This window comes from Asaia prunellae JCM 25354 (genome assembly GCF_000613885.1).
GTDB classification, from domain to species: Bacteria; Pseudomonadota; Alphaproteobacteria; order Acetobacterales; family Acetobacteraceae; genus Asaia; species Asaia prunellae.
Genome location: NZ_BAJV01000007.1, coordinates 72,248 through 86,520, shown reverse-complemented (window position 1 = coordinate 86,520; position 14,273 = coordinate 72,248). Strand labels below are relative to the sequence as shown.

The following is a 14,273-nucleotide window of genomic DNA, read 5'->3' as shown; positions in this document are numbered from 1 at the left end:
CGCTTCGAATAGTTTAGGGTGGTTTTCATGACAGACGCCAGACAGTCCCGCATCCACCGCAAGACCGGTGAGACCGATATCTCCGTTTTCGTCAATCTTGATGGAAGCGGGCAGGCCGATCTCGATAGTGGAATCGGATTTTTCGATCACATGCTTACCGCCTTGGCCAAGCATGGTGGTTTCGACCTCGAAATCCGCTGTCATGGCGACCTTCATGTGGATGGTCATCATACAGTTGAGGATATCGGTATTGCGCTTGGCAAGGCTTTTGCCCAGGCCCTGGGGGACAAGCGCGGGATCACGCGTTTCGGTCACGCCCTGGTGCCCCTTGATGAGGCGTTATGTGAGGTCGTTGTCGATATCTCGGGTAGACCATATCTGGCGTGGAACGTCACTTTCGTGCGTGAACGTATCGGAGAGATGGACACCGATCTTTTCGAAGAGTTCTATCGTGCGTTTGCCATGGCCTCCTCGATGGCTTTGCATGTGACCTGTAAGGCTGGTCGTAACGCCCACCATATTGCAGAAAGTGGATTCAAGGCTTTTGCCAGAGCACTGCGGATGGCCGTCGCACTTGACCCGCGGGCTGCGGGGAGTGTTCCCTCCACGAAGGGGGTCTTGTGAACTATTATCAGGCTTACCGCCTACAGAACGCCGATCCGGCCATGATCAGGCAGGGTTTTTCGTGGCGCTTCCTTATTCTTGGTCCTGTGGCTCTTCTTTTCCCAAGATGCTGGATCTCGTTTGCCCTGACGGCCAGTCTGAACATGCTTCTGCTCACCTGTGGTGGACGTGGCGGCACGTTTTTGACCCTTGCGGTCAATCTCACACTGGCATTCTTTAGCGCCGAGCTGATTGGCTGGGAAGCACGGCTCAAGGGTGGCGTGTGCCAGGGGGTCTGGCTCGGCCGCTCAGAGGATGATGCCCGGCTACGTCTTGTTGATAGAATGCGGATCTCTCAATGAACAGGATTGTCGTAATCGATTATGACGGTGGCAATCTGGCATCGGCAGCCCAGACAGCACGTCATGTTGTTCGTGAAAACGGGTTTCGGGCTGAAGTTGTGATTTCAGGAGATCCAGAAATGGTTCTCAGGGCTGATCACCTGATTCTCCCGGGCCAGGGTGCTTTTGCTCATTGCGCAGCTGGTTTGCAAGCCGGGCTGCGTGAGGCGTTGATTCAGGCTACCGAACAGGGAACACCTTTTCTGGGTATTTGCGTCGGTATGCAGCTCATGGCGGAATGGGGTCTCGAGCATGGGCGTACCGCCGGACTGGGATGGATAAGTGGCCAGATCGACAAAATGAGTTTTGCGCTCGATGCCGGACTGAGGCTGCCTCATATGGGCTGGAATGTACTCGATTTCGAACCCGGCGCGCACCCGCTGACCCGGGATCTGCAAAAAGGCGATCACGGCTATTTCGTCCATTCCTATGCTCTTGCTGGCTGGGATGAGGCGGATATTGTGGCAACAGCCGAGTATGGAGGGCGTGTACCTGCCATCGTGGCACGAGGTAATCGCTGTGGTACCCAGTTTCACGTCGAGAAAAGTCAGAAAACCGGTTTGACCATCATGAAAAATTTCCTGAGCTGGAAGCCGTGACCTGTAGTGCCGAGCGCCTGACCCGTATCGATGAGACCGACATGGCGGCATTGTGCGAAATCACAACGGCGACCATTCTGGATGGCGGTGGACTGGGCTGGTTGACGCCGCCGGGGCGCGTGGTTCTTGAGCGTTATTTCAACGGACTGCTTCTCGTACCGGAAACAAGATTCTTTGTTGTGCGCGACGAGACAGGCCAGATCCAAGGATGTGCCCAGCTTGTCCGACCGCCGCGCAACAACGAAGCCCAGGCCCAGACCGCACAGATCCGGGGCTATTTTGTTGTTCCCTATATGAGGGGACGCGGTCTGGGGTATGTGCTGGCTGATGCTGTCATCAGCGCTGCAACCGCGATGGGATGCCGGGTGCTCAATTGTGAAGTCCCGGAAACGCAGGAATCAGCTCTTGCCATGTTCCGGTCTTTGGGGTTCGAGCATTGGGGTACACATCCCTATTATGCCCGCAATCATGAAGGGACGGTAAAGGGTATCTTCATGACCAAACGTCTTGAAGCGATGCCTTCCCTTCACAGACACAAGAAACACCCGGCAAAGGATATTGGTGTGGCGAATACAGATAAACTGCAGAACCGGAGCCTCACACTTTATCCTGCCATTGATCTCAAGGATGGTGCTTGCGTCCGGCTTCGTCGTGGCGAGATGGATGATGCAACGGTCTACTCCGATAATCCTGCCGCCCAAGCCCTGGAATTTGCGCGAGCGGGGTGTTCCCGGTTGCATGTAGTCGATCTGAATGGGGCGTTTGCCGGTCGCTCGGCCAATGGAGCAGCCGTAGAGGCTATTTTGGCTGCGACCGCCCTGCCCGTCCAGCTTGGTGGTGGCATTCGTGATATGGCTGGTATTGCGCGCTGGCTGGAAGCTGGTCTTGACCGGGTTATTCTGGGTTCCGTAGCGGTCAAAAATCCAGATTTGGTTCGTGAGGCGTGTAAGGCGTTTCCGGGGCGGATTGTAGCGGGTATCGATGCAAGACAGGGACGTGTTGCCACTGAGGGCTGGGCAGAGGTTTCGGAACTGAATGCCCGTGATCTGGCCTTGCGCATGCAGGATGCAGGAGTGGCTGCGGTCATTTTTACCGAAATCACACGTGACGGTATGCTCGAAGGGCTTGATCTGGAGCAGACTGCGGATCTGGCTTGCCGGCTTTCAATACCTGTCATCGCCAGTGGCGGCGTCGGATCAGCACAGCACCTGCGCGACTTCCGGGCCGTTGCACAGGAAGTACATGGGCTCGAAGGTGTTATTGTCGGGCGCGCGCTTTATGACGGGCGTATCCCGCTTGCTGAAGCAATCAGCATTGTTGAGGGGGATTGATGCTCAAGCTGCGTGTTATTCCCTGTCTTGACGTCAAGGATGGTCGTGTCGTCAAGGGAGTCAATTTTGTTTCACTGCGCGATGCCGGAGATCCTGTCGAGCAGGCAGTCGTTTACGATGCAGCTGGAGCAGATGAACTGACTTTTCTTGATATCACTGCCAGCGTTGAAAACCGCGACACCATCTACGATGTCGTCAGACGTACAGCTGAGCGTGTTTTTCTCCCTCTGACCGTTGGAGGTGGTGTTCGTGCACCCGAAGACATGCGACGCCTTCTGCTGGCTGGCGCTGATAAATGTGCAGTCAATTCAGCGGCTGTGGTGAACCCGGATCTGATCAATGAGTCAGCCAACCGTTTCGGCAGTCAGTGCGTGGTGGTAGCGATCGATGCCCGCTCCGATGGAAAAGGGGGTTGGGAAGTTTACACCAAGGGTGGAAGGGAGCCGACCGGCATTGATGCCATCGCCTGGGCTACAGAAGCACAGACGCGCGGCGCTGGTGAAATTCTTCTCACCAGTATGGATCGGGACGGCACCGGAGAAGGTTTTGATCTCGAATTGCTGCACCGGGTGTGTAGCAAGATCACGATCCCCGTGATCGCCTCTGGTGGCGTGGGTAAACTGGAGCATTTCGTTGAAGGTGCGAAATCCGGTGCCAGTGGTCTGCTTGCGGCCAGTGTCTTCCACTTTGGCACTTTTGGTATTGCCGGAGTTAAAGCCGCTCTCGAAAATGCCGGCTTGCCTGTTCGACCTGGCAACTGAATTCCAGGATTCTTTCTCTAGATAACGGCGGATAACAATTCATGGCGCTGGCAACAAAACGTACGACACGCAAAACCGAAGGTGGCAGCGGCAAGAAGAGTGGCGAAAAACGCTCGGTCGCCAAAACCGCCGTTACCAAAAAACAGCAAGGCAAGAAGGTTGCAAACAAGCAGGTTGTTGAAAAGGGGCAAGCAATAGATGCACAGGTTCTTGACCGGCTTTTTGAAACGGTAGTCTCACGTCGAGGTACAGACCCTTCCCTGAGTCATTCGGCACGTCTGCTTTCGCGCGGCCGGAAAAAGATCGCGCAGAAATTTGGTGAAGAAGCGGTCGAGTGTCTGATCGAAGCGGTCGCCGGCAAGCAGTCTGAACTGGTAAGTGAAAGTGCGGACGTTCTGTATCATCTGATCGTCATGTGGGTTGATGCGGGTGTGATGCCTGAACAGATCTGGCAGGAGTTACAGCGGCGCGAGGTGATGAGTGGTGTAGAGGAGAAAGCCTCCCGTTCTCAAAAAGAGGAGATATGACAGGATGAGTGTTGATCTGAAGCGTCCCTATGATCCCGAAAATATCTTTGCAAAGATCCTGCGGCGGGAAGTCCCGGTGCAGATCATTTATGAAGATGAATATACCCTCGCCTTTCCTGACATTGCCCCTCAGGCCCCAGTTCATGTGTTGATTATTCCAAAAGGGCCGTATGTTTCGTCGGCCGATTTTGGAGCTGTAGCGAAAGATGCGGAAATTGCGGGGCTGGCGCGTGCAATTACAAAGGTTGCAGAGCAGCTGAAGCTTTCCGGCTCAGGATACCGCTTGATCAGCAATACGGGACCGGATGCTGGACAGGAAGTGCCGCATTATCACGTGCATCTTCTTGCGGGTGAAAAGCTTAGCTCAAAACTAGTCAAAAAAACTTCCAATTAGTCTCTTGCGAGATGCTCTCTGATGTCATAGAAGGCACCTCGCCTCGTCCCATTCGTCTAGAGGCCTAGGACACCGCCCTCTCACGGCGGCAACAGGGGTTCGAATCCCCTATGGGACGCCATTGATAACATTGAGGTTTCTCTGTTATCCACAGGCGGGTTATTGGTCCACTTGGACCACTACAGCTTGAACCCCTCCGCGATATTCTTCAGATAAGACGGGTCAAACTTCCGATAGACTCGACGCAGTGTCTGCGGATCTGTAGCCAACCAATCCGAAGTCTGGTCGATCGGTACGCCATCCATCGCAAACCACGATGCCAGAGAATGCTTCAGGTGATGTGGTGTCGGCTTCCATGTCAGCCCTGCCCTTTCGCAAGCCTTGCTGAATGACCAGCGCAGCCCACTCGGAATCGGCTTACCGTGCCAGTTTACAACGTAGTCACCATTCCGCTCCTGATAGGCTGATTCCATCTCGTCACGCAGGGCTCTGGTCATTGGGACAGTTGCGCGCCTTTTTCGTGTGAGCGCGCGGCCTGGCTCCTGAAAGTCTATCATGTTGGTGGTCCAGTGGACCCGGTCCCAAGTCAGCGCCAGTATCGAGCCTTTACGCGCACCGGTGTAAATGGCGAGCGCCATGAACAGGCGGACATGAGGTGTCTTTGCTGCCTCGATAAGGCGTCGGGCTTCTTCCTTTGTGAGGAAACGATCGCGCGGGGCGCTGTCTCGTGGCGGTTCGATCTCTGGCGGGCGGACAAGAAACCCGTCTTTCCAGGCCCGGCGAAGCGCTGCCCGCAGAACGTTGAACTCACGGCGCAGTGTGCCGGCAGAGACCGGCACGTTCTCGCCTCCGTTCTTTTTCACGCGCCCGCTTGCATATGTGTCCCACCGCTTCTGGTCGATCTGGTCGATGCGAAGATGACCGAAAGCGTCTGCGAGTGGCACCACGGCCTCTTCCAGCCGCTTGATTGCCGATATCTTGCCGCGCCTGCTTTCGACGTATCGAGACAAGCACTCCGTCATGGCTGCTTTTATTACCTCGGCTGATGCCATCTTTGTTCTGACCATTGATACCCTGTTCAATGCGCCCATCACGCTCGAAAACTGGTCGGCAGACCGGGCATGGGAGGCGGCTGCGATTGAACAGGTCCAAACCCGCATGTCGATCGATGGCAAGCTGAACGCCGGGTGGGTGCCGAACCCTGTTGATATGACGCTGAATATCCAGCCCAACTCACTGAGTATTCCTGTATTCGAGGCGCTCCAGACGGCCCAGGCCACGGCCCGCACACCGTATCAGCTAGGCGCTGAAATTACCCTTCCCGGCCTCAAGCGGAAATACACGCTCACCACGGGTTATTTGGTCACAGGCTCTGTCATGCCCGCTGCCGGTCGCCTGCTCGAAGAACGCTCTTTCACGCTCCGCTGGGAACGTGTGATCGGGCTTGGCATCTGATGGCACTCAAGCAAACGGAACTGACGCTGACAGACGGCGGCGTCGATAAGCGCTTCATCATCACCCGCATGACCGCCATGCAGGCCGATCGGTGGGCGCGTCATCTGGTCACGGCCCTCACCCGCGCAGGCGTGCAACTGCCGTCCGAGGCGATGGAAATGGGCATGGCTGGCCTTGGCGGAATTGCCCAGGCGCTCTATGGCCAGCTTGATGACGAGGCGGCTGACGTAGCCATTGCGGAGCTGCGGAAGACGGTCAAGATCGCTCGTGATCCATCAAACCCGGCTGCGACGAGCGGGCTAACGGAATTCGACATTGTGGATGCGGAGGCCCTTGGCAAGCTCGATCAGGAGGCATTCCGTCTCCATGTGGATTTTATCAGGGCCGCCGCGCGGTTCATTTCCCCGCTCGTGGGAATGCTGGTGCCGGTGGCAAGTCCAGACCCCTCGCCCGCTGCGTGAACGTGTCCCGCCCGATCGCCTATGTGGTCGGGTCGGGCCTTGCCACGCTGCATGAGCTGGAAACAATTTATGACACCGAAGACCTGCTTGACCTCATGGAGATCGGACAGGTGCGGGATTTTAACGGAGGGTAAGCCTGATCAGCGTGCGGCCTGTTCAATCGCATCCTGCACAAACTGGTTCAGGCTTACGCCGCGAGCCGCCGCCGCAGTGACGGCCTGAGCGTGGACACCCTCAGGCACCCGCACCTGAAACTTGCCGGAATAGCGCCGAACCGGCTCAATCCCCTTCTCAGCACACATCTCAAGAAATACGCGCAAGGACGTTTCACCCTCTGCGACCAGACCGGCCACGCTATCCGCATAAAAATCAGCCCCACCATTAAGCCCTAGGAATTCGCCCCGGAACATGCCGATCTCAGGGTCAAACTGGATGACGGCCTGATGGCCGCCGATGGTCATGGTGTTGTTCATGGCGTTACTCCGTTTGCTTCGAGCCACTTCCGCACCGCTGCGACGGCTCCCTTGTCGGTGTCCGGCTTGGGGTGCGGACGGTGGAAAACCCTTACTTCACCGAACAGGAACACACCGACGCGTGAGCCTTTGCGTTCACTGATTTCAGCGCCCAGCACTACAAAGAGGGCTTCGATTTCACTCCATGCTACGTTTCCCGAAACGGGGCGCTTGAAGATCAGTTCGAGGGTGCGGCGGTGCTTGGCTTTCATGAGTATTTTAGTGCTAACTTTTAGTACTAAAGGCAAGCGAAAAATAACCACTTCGCCGGATAAATGCTGTAATGTTTTGAATGGAGGAAAAATGTCTGGAAAATACGGCCTACGGTTTGCAAGAGCGTGCGTCAGCTACGCAGAAGCAGCTCGGGAAAATAAAACCGAGCCCCGTCAACCTCACTTGATGAGACTCAACAAGTGTTGAGCCGGATCATGAAGAGTACCGATCCCCATTTCGACTAATTTGGCGACGACTGCTTTCAGCGCTTCTTCAGATAGGCCACGCAAAAGACTTTTTGCTTCAGCTTTCTTCGCCGCAGGCTCGGAACTTGCGTCGATCCTGGCGGTGACAAGCTCTCGAAGGGTTTCTGCCTCAAGCCGCACCGTGACTACGTTGAGAATGGCGCTTAGGCCGCCGTCATCCTGAAGGAAGTCGAGGCCTTTGGGGGTGATCTTGAAGGCAACTCCGTCGACAGTACCCGTTTTCTTCGCATCTTCGCATCTTCGCATCTTCGCCGGACACCGAAACACACAGGCCATGTCCCTCTAGGTAGATCAGGTTTTGTGCAATCTCCAGGTACTGATCGGAATCCCTATTAAGCAAATGTAAATTTTCTGGCTCCGGAAACGTCTTTGCCATCTCGTGTAGCAATTTGCGCTGCAGCCCCCTATCCATCCATGCAACCATAACCGTTCCCTCAATTCAGATACTTCATCACCTCGAAGGTCTGGGCTTAGCGGCAGACAGAACCATCGTTCAAGAAATCCACGGCAGACGTGTCCCCATGTAGCGCTCTGGCGGCCATTATACCGCAGGCACCGTTTGGTTTCTTTAGATATTCTTCTGCCACACCGCTTGCACAGGCGTTACATAATCCAAGAGCAAGTAGTTTCTCTGTCGTCTTCTGGTAGAGAATATCGTAGGCATTCTCTGCAGTATCATTCAATGTCAACTTGTAATAAGGGTCAGACGTTGTTTTACTGATGGTACAATTCAGGATTTTCACGCGATCGGCTGGATATATTCCGCCGCCATGCACAGCATAAGTAAGCGGCGTTCCGTCTGGTTTCCCCTCGTATTCGTGGAGCATTTCGACTATCTCACCCGCTTTGCCGTATTCAGGATGGTCGGGGATAGAGCTTAGCAATACGCCCTTGCAATCATCAGCGAATGCAAATGTTGGAGCCAGGAGAGCCAGAATTCCGACGAGTGATCCTAATCTTTTCATTGGGAATACCTCTCATATCGCTTCTATACTGCTTTTACTACAAAGCACTGTGCAACACGACCGCACCGCATAGAGTCTTGTCAATCCGGCGCTAGTCGAGGTACTTCAGGACGATGAAGGTCGGGGCGACTGTCTGCGCACCGGAAATAGCCGTGTAAGAAGTCGGGCTTGCGCCAATGACTAGCGCCCTGTGCCCAAATCTCAAATGGCTGCGAGGGTCCATAAACACGGTGCTATATGACTGCGTGGTTCCTGGGATGACAGTCATCAGGAGGATCGTGTTCTCATCAATCCATTGTTTGCCGCCCCACTGGTCGGAAATCAGGGCTGTGTAGCATTTTCCCTTGAGGGCATAAGGGTCATCAAAAGCCATTAATGGGGCCATTGCGACAGGATTTCCACCGCACTTGCTCACAAGATCTGCGCCGTAACGTCCGATGGAGTCGAGTGTTTGTGCCTCATCCTTTCGTTTCTTGTCTTGGGCAAGATATTCACCATAGACCTGTTCGGCATTTGCTCCACCATGAACGGCAACTGCCTCACGGAATATCTCTTCAGCCTCCATCCTTTGCGATGGCGGATTCTGCCTACGGCATCGAAGATAGCGCCGAGGTCTGCGGCGTCGAAACCGAAATGTTTCCCTGCCTTGTAATAGGTGCCAATTACATCGGGAGCGACCTGCCCCGCTTTTGATAGGACCGATGACCATTTTATAGCCTCGTCCCCATTCGGAAAACCCGCAGCAATAAGCTTGTCGCGCTCCTCTGCGGTAAATCCGTTCCGCGCCCATCCGTTCTGTGACATTGGGTAAGCTTGCGCACTGAATCCATTAGAGGCATCGCCGTTTGCGTAATCAGCCTTATCTTGCGCGACGGTCTCCCCGCAAAGAGTGGCGCATATCATTAGCGCCAAGAGCGTATCCGTTGCTTTGCGAGTAAGTTGCCGACGCATGGTCTTACGCATCCTTGTAGTTTATATTATGCCTACATATCAGTAATAAATCGGTTCCATAATGTGACCATCTGCCGATATCGGTATTGTCACACGGTACAGCGTTAGAGCGTCTGAACATTTCCGCATGTAAAAAGAGCCATCGCTATCGTTTGGTTCAGACAAGCAAATATCTTGTCTTATAAGTTCGGTTTCGGCCGATTTGAACGCCTGTTCACCTTGCACATGGTTGTCTGCGGGATTGGTGCTGTATCGGATCATCTCTCCCTGCAAAAGCCGGAGCAGCGTGCCTTTTTGATCTTCAGGAAAGGCTATGAACACAGGCACATGCGGATGGCTAAAAAGTTTGGCGTATGAGGGGATTTTATTGAGATTATGTTCAGCAACGCCACCTATAAGCAAGCCAAGCAAGAGCCAAGCAGAGTTTCGCATACTGAAAAATTCCAAGTTGAATTGGGTATCTAATCTAAGCGTCCGTCATTTTTCCGTCAATGTAACAGACCTGAGTTTGCAGAAGATCAGCGTCAGAAAGCGCCCTGCCCTTGCGTAACCCTTGCTTCTGTATGGCCCGATAGAGCATACCTGCCTGGTCAAATCGAATTATTACACCCGCATGGCTTCTGGCTGTGCGGGTTTTTTGCGTTTGGAGCTCTGAATGTCCGTCATCGATCGCTTCGTTGTTGAGCTGGCTCTCGACCCGAAGAAGTTCTCCGGTCCGGCGAAGAAGGCGGTCGAGGATCTTCGCACGTTTGAGAAGCAGGCCGGGAATACCGGGAACAGCATCGAGGGCGTAGGCCGCAAGGGGGCGGATGCCTTCGCTGGGGTGCGTCGGGAGGCGCTAGCCATGTTCGCCGTGTTTACCGCTGGTCGGAGCCTGAAGGCATTTGTCAGCGATACGACCAAGGCAAACATGCAGCTCGACTATATGTCGCAGCGCCTGAACATGGACCCCGGCGGCCTGACACGGCTTGAGACGGCGGCGAAAGCGGCGGGCGGGACGTTGGGCGAGGTCACGCAGTCATTCGCAGCTCTTCAGCAGCGTTTGACCGATCCTCAGCAATGGGCCCAGGTGACGCGGGCGTTCACGCAGCTTGGCGTTTCGGATTTTACTGACGAGCACGGGCGGCTCCGGGCGGATATCGTCTTACGGCTTAATCAGGCATTCATGCCAATCATGTCGATAATGCTGTCGCGACTGGATACCTGAAGGATCTCGGGTTTGGTGATGGCGTCATCAATCAGGCGCTCATGGACCCGGCTAAGCTAAAAGAACTGCAAGCTGAAGCAGCAAAAATTCCCGCGCTCAGTCGGCAGCAACTAGAAAATTCTCGCGAGCTATACCAGAGCTTAACCATTCTAAGGCAGGAATCAGAGCAATTCACTAACTCCCTTGTGGCCAACCTCTCGCCAGAGCTAACGCAGGTTATTCGGCAGTTCATGGATTGGGAGCATGAGCATCCCAAAATCGCGGCTGGCATTGGCGGCATCACGCTTGCCGTGAATGAATTGACTCAGGCATTCGGAGGGCTCGGCGGCATTCTGGCAAGCATTGCAGGATATCGCATATTGAAGGCGATGGGTGGCGGGGCTGGTGCAGTCATGGGCGCCAGTGGGGGCGCATCGGCGGCGGGGGCAATAGCTTCAGCGGCTGGCGTAGCTGCTCTACCTGCAATCGCCGGTGGAGCAGCCGTTTATTATGGAATGCAGGGGGAAAAAGCCACAGAAGCCGAGATAGCACAGTCGAGGAAAGACGCAGATAAGAACAAGGATGAAAGGCGCAGATATCTTTATAAATCTCTGATAGATGCGAAATTTTCGAGAAATGCGGCACTCGGAATCGTCGGAAATATTGACCAGGAGAGCCAGCTCAACCCTCTTGCAAGAGGCGATGTCGGCCTATTCGGTCCGCAGGCTTTCGGCATCGGTCAGTGGCATAAACAACGTGTAAGAGAAATAAAAAACAGGTTTGGCATCGACGTAAGGTCTGCAAGTTTCAAGGATCAGGTTCGTGCACTGATCCTTGAAATGCAATCAGGCGACGACGCCGGGGCAAAGCAGGCCGGGGTGTTGCTAAGCAACCCTGAAATTTCAGTAGAAGAAGCAACATAAGCAGTCAGAAAACACTTTGAGAGGCCGCGCGATGCTCAAGGCAAGGAAGATGCTTGGCGTACTGCTCTCGCCAGAAAAGCGCAGGATGCCATACCTGAGGACGTAAATAGTATTCAGGTCGACGCCAACAGCTCGGCAATTTCGCAAGCCGCGAAAACGTTCGATAAGACGAATAATACCCTCCCCAAAGCCGAGCAGGATGCAGCGGTAAAGCGGCTGATTTCCATACAATCGGCACTCAAGGACCAGATGGAGCAAGTTCCCAAGCTCATCGGGACCGACCCATCCGCCCAGATGGCGGCGTCTGTCACGGCGGGCTACAGCCCCGGCTCTCAGAACAACCAGACAACGACGAACAACGCCACCAACTTTCACGGCGATATCGTCATCAACACGCAGGCGACTGACGGCAAGGGCGTGGTGGATGCGTTCAAGGATCACTTCAACCGGCGCAGCATCCTGGCCGTGAACTCACCGGGGCTTCAATAATGGCTTTTCCTGACATTCCTCTTCCGTCCGTCTGGGATATCCCTGTTGCAGTCGGCGTCCCTGCCCTGCTTGGGCAATCCATCGGCGCGGGCTGAATATGCATCGGCGAGAAGGCATACGGCTGTAAGCGCCCTGCGCGAATGTCTGTTTCTTGGTTAGACGTCCTCAACAGCCGCCCTTCCGCTCCCCCCTCCATCCCGGACAATGAATTCCGGTATGGCTTCCTATGCGCTGACCTACTTCGGATGGCTTATATTATCGGAAGTAGGTTTGATGTGCGCGAAATAGCAGCGGATGGGCCGGAAAGCGTGCTTCAGGGGCTCGCCGCTCTTACCAGTGTGCTCCAAGCCGGCCGGCAGCTTTCGCCTCATCTCGGACGTCAAAGCATCAGCATATAGCGTCCAAAAGCGGACGCCGCTCGCTAAGAATAGGCGCAGTCGCTCTCCAACGTCAGCGCCCTACCTCGTCGGGAACGGCGGTGAGAGCCTCGTTGACAACGATCTGCAGCTGATCCCGTCCGAAACCGTCACGCGCCTGAATGGCCATGCCCTGCATGACAGCGGTCACAAAGCACGACAGCCCTTCCGCCTGCTCCCGCTCAACCCATCGCTGTAACGTATCGGCAAGAAGCGCGCGAAACTGTGCGCGACGCCGCGCCAGATCGCGCGCCAGGCCCTCAAGGTCGGGATGGTTCGCGATCATGCCGGTATTGAGCATGCAACCGACCTCGCCCTCGGGGTCAACCAGCCCGCTCGCCGTGCCGTCGAGGAGAAGGCGAACCGCTTCGCGCGCAGAACGCGCGCCTTCCATGAAAGACAAATCCGACGCGCCGCGCTTGTCCGCATAGCGATTCAGCGCCTCGCGATAGAGCGCTTCCTTGTTACCGAATGCCGCATACAGGCTCGGCGCACCGATGCCGAGTGCTGCCGTCAATTGCTGAAACGACACACCCTCGTAGCCGTGCTTCCAGAACATGCGCATGGCAGTCTCAAGCGCCGCATCGCGGTCAAAGCTTCGGGGGCGCCCTCCAGCGCGTTTTACGGCGTTTTCCATAACGATCATTAAACAACGTTTGACAGCCCGATTCAATCTCGACATTCTAGAACGGTCGTTACAGAATATGGGATCAGATAATGTCGTCCAGCAAACCCGTCGCCGTTATTACCGGCGCCTCCTCCGGCATCGGCGCCGTCTATGCCGATCGCCTCGCCGCCCGCGGCTACGACCTCGTGCTGGTCGCGCGCCGCGCAGAGCGCCTGCGGGAGGTGTCGAAAAAAACAGCGACACGGCATGGCGTCGGGATCCGAATTTTGAAGGCCGATCTTACGGTTGAGGCTGATCTCGCCTCGGTGGAGGATCTTCTACGCTCGGACGATCGTATCGCATTGCTGGTGAACAATGCGGGTAACGGCAAGCTAAGCAGCACGGTCGATATGCGCGATGCCGATGCGAACGCGACGCTTGCGCTCAACGTCGTCGCGCCTACCCGCCTGGTCCGTGCCGTGCTGCCCAAACTCGTCAAGCGCAACTTTGGTGCGATCATCAATATCGGCTCGGTCATGGCGTTTCATGCCTTGCCGATCACGACCCTCTACAGTGCCACCAAGAGCTATCTCCTGACGTTCAGCCAGGGCCTGAAGGGCGAGCTTGCCGAGACCGACGTGCGTGTGCAGGTCGTACTCCCGGCTGGCACCGCGACCGAGTTCTACGACCACACGGGCATTCCGCTCTCGGCCTTCGATCCGGCTGCGATCATGACGACCGAGAATCTGGTCGACGCCGCACTGGCTGGGTTCGATCAGGGCGAGGACGTGACGCTGCCGTCCGTTCATGATGCGGGTCTGTGGGCTGCCTATGAGACCGCGCGTTCGACCCTGTTCGGCGCGACACAGACCGGTGATCCGGCACCGCGTTATGCGGCCGACTGAACCGTAGCCAAATCAGCAGGAAAGGTCCGCTTCCCGGCAGTTGAGATGGGAAAGCGGATCGTCTGCGCTCCCACAATTTTATACATGGAGCTCTGGAATGGCCTCCAATATGCCGCCCTAGTTCCGATTACCAACATACATCATCGGAGTAGGGACGAAGGCCGCCAAATGGCGACGGATAGACTCTGAATTGCGTCGCGAAGACCTTGCCACGGCACGGCTGTGCTCAGTCTGGGGCCGAGATTGTCTTGTCGTAAGCAATTAACCCATTCCACGGGATGTTATCTGCGTTCCTGCAAAAAAAAACA

At 55.5% G+C, this 14,273-nt stretch carries 22 protein-coding genes and 1 tRNA gene; 15 read left to right on the top strand and 8 right to left on the bottom strand.

Going from position 1 to position 14,273, the window contains the following annotated elements; all coding sequences use genetic code 11:
- The first annotated feature begins 27 nt into the window (after window positions 1-27).
- The 8 genes from hisB to JCM25354_RS07355 all read left to right on the top strand — a co-directional run bounded on the left by hisB (window position 28) and on the right by JCM25354_RS07355 (window position 4,737).
- Window positions 28-624 carry an imidazoleglycerol-phosphate dehydratase HisB gene (gene hisB / locus JCM25354_RS07390; RefSeq protein ID WP_025885539.1) on the top strand — a complete coding sequence of 199 codons (597 nt, stop codon included), beginning with the start codon at window positions 28-30 and terminating at the stop codon, window positions 622-624.
- The gene (locus tag JCM25354_RS20105; protein WP_025885538.1) at window positions 621-965 is read left to right on the top strand and encodes a hypothetical protein; all 345 of its coding nucleotides are present in this window, start codon (window positions 621-623) and stop codon (window positions 963-965) included. Before hisB ends, JCM25354_RS20105 begins: the two co-directional genes overlap by 4 nt.
- Window positions 962-1,603, top strand: coding sequence for an imidazole glycerol phosphate synthase subunit HisH (gene hisH / locus JCM25354_RS07380; protein ID WP_025885537.1), 642 nt, complete (start codon window positions 962-964; stop codon window positions 1,601-1,603). Before JCM25354_RS20105 ends, hisH begins: the two co-directional genes overlap by 4 nt.
- Window positions 1,600-2,934, top strand: coding sequence for a 1-(5-phosphoribosyl)-5-[(5-phosphoribosylamino)methylideneamino]imidazole-4-carboxamide isomerase (gene hisA / locus JCM25354_RS07375; RefSeq protein WP_243443953.1), 1,335 nt, complete (start codon window positions 1,600-1,602; stop codon window positions 2,932-2,934). The genes hisH and hisA overlap by 4 nt, the downstream gene beginning before the upstream one ends.
- Entirely contained in the window at window positions 2,934-3,695 is a 762-nt protein-coding gene (hisF, locus tag JCM25354_RS07370; protein WP_025885535.1) for an imidazole glycerol phosphate synthase subunit HisF, read from the top strand. The genes hisA and hisF overlap by 1 nt, the downstream gene beginning before the upstream one ends.
- A gap of 41 nt (window positions 3,696-3,736) precedes the next feature.
- On the top strand, window positions 3,737-4,222 hold the full coding sequence (locus tag JCM25354_RS07365; RefSeq protein WP_025885534.1) for a phosphoribosyl-ATP diphosphatase: 486 nt from the start codon (window positions 3,737-3,739) through the stop codon (window positions 4,220-4,222).
- 4 nt (window positions 4,223-4,226) lie between these two features.
- On the top strand, window positions 4,227-4,616 hold the full coding sequence (locus JCM25354_RS07360) for a histidine triad nucleotide-binding protein (RefSeq protein ID WP_025885533.1): 390 nt from the start codon (window positions 4,227-4,229) through the stop codon (window positions 4,614-4,616).
- Window positions 4,617-4,661: 45 nt separating this feature from the next.
- Window positions 4,662-4,737: transfer RNA gene (locus JCM25354_RS07355), tRNA-Glu, on the top strand.
- 58 nt (window positions 4,738-4,795) lie between these two features.
- On the opposite strand, the gene JCM25354_RS20100 is transcribed toward JCM25354_RS07355, so the two are convergent.
- On the bottom strand, window positions 4,796-5,626 hold the full coding sequence (locus JCM25354_RS20100; protein WP_159103463.1) for a tyrosine-type recombinase/integrase: 831 nt from the start codon (window positions 5,624-5,626) through the stop codon (window positions 4,796-4,798).
- A 10-nt stretch (window positions 5,627-5,636) separates the two neighbouring features.
- Between JCM25354_RS20100 and JCM25354_RS07345 the strand changes: the two genes are divergently transcribed.
- The 3 genes from JCM25354_RS07345 to JCM25354_RS22980 are packed head-to-tail and all read left to right on the top strand — an operon-like array spanning window position 5,637 to window position 6,666.
- Complete coding sequence (locus tag JCM25354_RS07345) at window positions 5,637-6,071, top strand: phage tail fiber protein (protein WP_025885531.1); 435 nt, start codon at window positions 5,637-5,639, stop codon at window positions 6,069-6,071.
- Entirely contained in the window at window positions 6,071-6,532 is a 462-nt protein-coding gene (locus JCM25354_RS07340; protein ID WP_025885530.1) for a hypothetical protein, read from the top strand. Before JCM25354_RS07345 ends, JCM25354_RS07340 begins: the two co-directional genes overlap by 1 nt.
- Window positions 6,533-6,534: 2 nt before the next feature.
- A complete protein-coding gene (locus JCM25354_RS22980; RefSeq protein WP_279379552.1) occupies window positions 6,535-6,666 on the top strand; it encodes a hypothetical protein in 132 nt (43 codons plus the stop codon).
- A gap of 6 nt (window positions 6,667-6,672) precedes the next feature.
- Here JCM25354_RS22980 and JCM25354_RS07330 read toward each other — a convergent pair whose 3' ends face one another.
- The 6 genes from JCM25354_RS07330 to JCM25354_RS07300 all read right to left on the bottom strand — a co-directional run bounded on the left by JCM25354_RS07330 (window position 6,673) and on the right by JCM25354_RS07300 (window position 9,871).
- The gene (locus tag JCM25354_RS07330; RefSeq protein ID WP_025885529.1) at window positions 6,673-7,005 is read right to left on the bottom strand and encodes a type II toxin-antitoxin system HicB family antitoxin; all 333 of its coding nucleotides are present in this window, start codon (window positions 7,003-7,005) and stop codon (window positions 6,673-6,675) included.
- The gene (locus JCM25354_RS07325) at window positions 7,002-7,256 is read right to left on the bottom strand and encodes a type II toxin-antitoxin system HicA family toxin (protein WP_025885528.1); all 255 of its coding nucleotides are present in this window, start codon (window positions 7,254-7,256) and stop codon (window positions 7,002-7,004) included. Before JCM25354_RS07325 ends, JCM25354_RS07330 begins: the two co-directional genes overlap by 4 nt.
- A 180-nt stretch (window positions 7,257-7,436) precedes the next feature.
- Window positions 7,437-7,769, bottom strand: coding sequence for a hypothetical protein (locus tag JCM25354_RS17380; RefSeq protein WP_148301429.1), 333 nt, complete (start codon window positions 7,767-7,769; stop codon window positions 7,437-7,439).
- Window positions 7,770-7,993: 224 nt separating this feature from the next.
- Window positions 7,994-8,488: a hypothetical protein gene (locus JCM25354_RS07315; RefSeq protein WP_025885526.1), complete on the bottom strand. Its 495-nt coding sequence runs from the start codon at window positions 8,486-8,488 to the stop codon at window positions 7,994-7,996.
- A gap of 91 nt (window positions 8,489-8,579) precedes the next feature.
- Complete coding sequence (locus tag JCM25354_RS21040; protein ID WP_148301428.1) at window positions 8,580-9,053, bottom strand: hypothetical protein; 474 nt, start codon at window positions 9,051-9,053, stop codon at window positions 8,580-8,582.
- A gap of 425 nt (window positions 9,054-9,478) precedes the next feature.
- A complete protein-coding gene (locus tag JCM25354_RS07300) occupies window positions 9,479-9,871 on the bottom strand; it encodes a hypothetical protein (protein ID WP_148301427.1) in 393 nt (130 codons plus the stop codon).
- Between the two features lie 223 nt (window positions 9,872-10,094).
- Between JCM25354_RS07300 and JCM25354_RS07290 the strand changes: the two genes are divergently transcribed.
- The 3 genes from JCM25354_RS07290 to JCM25354_RS07280 all read left to right on the top strand — a co-directional run bounded on the left by JCM25354_RS07290 (window position 10,095) and on the right by JCM25354_RS07280 (window position 12,037).
- Window positions 10,095-10,646, top strand: coding sequence for a hypothetical protein (locus JCM25354_RS07290; protein ID WP_025885522.1), 552 nt, complete (start codon window positions 10,095-10,097; stop codon window positions 10,644-10,646).
- Between the two features lie 41 nt (window positions 10,647-10,687).
- The gene (locus JCM25354_RS07285) at window positions 10,688-11,548 is read left to right on the top strand and encodes a phage tail tip lysozyme (RefSeq protein WP_025885521.1); all 861 of its coding nucleotides are present in this window, start codon (window positions 10,688-10,690) and stop codon (window positions 11,546-11,548) included.
- Window positions 11,549-11,797: 249 nt separating this feature from the next.
- A complete protein-coding gene (locus JCM25354_RS07280; protein ID WP_025885520.1) occupies window positions 11,798-12,037 on the top strand; it encodes a hypothetical protein in 240 nt (79 codons plus the stop codon).
- Window positions 12,038-12,487: 450 nt separating this feature from the next.
- Here the strand turns inward: JCM25354_RS07280 and JCM25354_RS07270 are convergent, their stop codons facing one another.
- Complete coding sequence (locus JCM25354_RS07270) at window positions 12,488-13,090, bottom strand: TetR/AcrR family transcriptional regulator (protein WP_025885519.1); 603 nt, start codon at window positions 13,088-13,090, stop codon at window positions 12,488-12,490.
- A gap of 80 nt (window positions 13,091-13,170) precedes the next feature.
- On the opposite strand from JCM25354_RS07270, the gene JCM25354_RS07265 reads away from it, so the two are divergent.
- Entirely contained in the window at window positions 13,171-13,965 is a 795-nt protein-coding gene (locus tag JCM25354_RS07265) for an SDR family NAD(P)-dependent oxidoreductase (RefSeq protein WP_025885518.1), read from the top strand.
- Window positions 13,966-14,273: the final 308 nt, after the last annotated feature.

Bases quoted from the DNA above. Each gene is read 5' to 3' on its own strand.
- JCM25354_RS07300 (WP_148301427.1), bottom strand. From the start codon at position 9,871: ATGCGAAACTCTGCTTGGCTCTTGCTTGGCTTGCTTATAGGTGGCGTT.
- JCM25354_RS21040 (WP_148301428.1), bottom strand. From the start codon at position 9,053: ATGGAGGCTGAAGAGATATTCCGTGAGGCAGTTGCCGTTCATGGTGGA.
- JCM25354_RS07360 (WP_025885533.1), top strand. From the start codon at position 4,227: ATGAGTGTTGATCTGAAGCGTCCCTATGATCCCGAAAATATCTTTGCA.
- JCM25354_RS07270 (WP_025885519.1), bottom strand. From the start codon at position 13,090: ATGGAAAACGCCGTAAAACGCGCTGGAGGGCGCCCCCGAAGCTTTGAC.
- JCM25354_RS07325 (WP_025885528.1), bottom strand. From the start codon at position 7,256: ATGAAAGCCAAGCACCGCCGCACCCTCGAACTGATCTTCAAGCGCCCC.
- JCM25354_RS07290 (WP_025885522.1), top strand. From the start codon at position 10,095: ATGTCCGTCATCGATCGCTTCGTTGTTGAGCTGGCTCTCGACCCGAAG.
- JCM25354_RS07280 (WP_025885520.1), top strand. From the start codon at position 11,798: ATGGAGCAAGTTCCCAAGCTCATCGGGACCGACCCATCCGCCCAGATG.
- JCM25354_RS07345 (WP_025885531.1), top strand. From the start codon at position 5,637: ATGGCTGCTTTTATTACCTCGGCTGATGCCATCTTTGTTCTGACCATT.
- hisF (WP_025885535.1), top strand. From the start codon at position 2,934: ATGCTCAAGCTGCGTGTTATTCCCTGTCTTGACGTCAAGGATGGTCGT.
- JCM25354_RS17380 (WP_148301429.1), bottom strand. From the start codon at position 7,769: ATGCGAAGATGCGAAGATGCGAAGAAAACGGGTACTGTCGACGGAGTT.
- hisB (WP_025885539.1), top strand. From the start codon at position 28: ATGACAGACGCCAGACAGTCCCGCATCCACCGCAAGACCGGTGAGACC.
- hisH (WP_025885537.1), top strand. From the start codon at position 962: ATGAACAGGATTGTCGTAATCGATTATGACGGTGGCAATCTGGCATCG.
- JCM25354_RS07265 (WP_025885518.1), top strand. From the start codon at position 13,171: ATGTCGTCCAGCAAACCCGTCGCCGTTATTACCGGCGCCTCCTCCGGC.
- JCM25354_RS07285 (WP_025885521.1), top strand. From the start codon at position 10,688: ATGGACCCGGCTAAGCTAAAAGAACTGCAAGCTGAAGCAGCAAAAATT.
- JCM25354_RS07330 (WP_025885529.1), bottom strand. From the start codon at position 7,005: ATGAACAACACCATGACCATCGGCGGCCATCAGGCCGTCATCCAGTTT.
- JCM25354_RS07365 (WP_025885534.1), top strand. From the start codon at position 3,737: ATGGCGCTGGCAACAAAACGTACGACACGCAAAACCGAAGGTGGCAGC.
- JCM25354_RS07340 (WP_025885530.1), top strand. From the start codon at position 6,071: ATGGCACTCAAGCAAACGGAACTGACGCTGACAGACGGCGGCGTCGAT.
- JCM25354_RS07315 (WP_025885526.1), bottom strand. From the start codon at position 8,488: ATGAAAAGATTAGGATCACTCGTCGGAATTCTGGCTCTCCTGGCTCCA.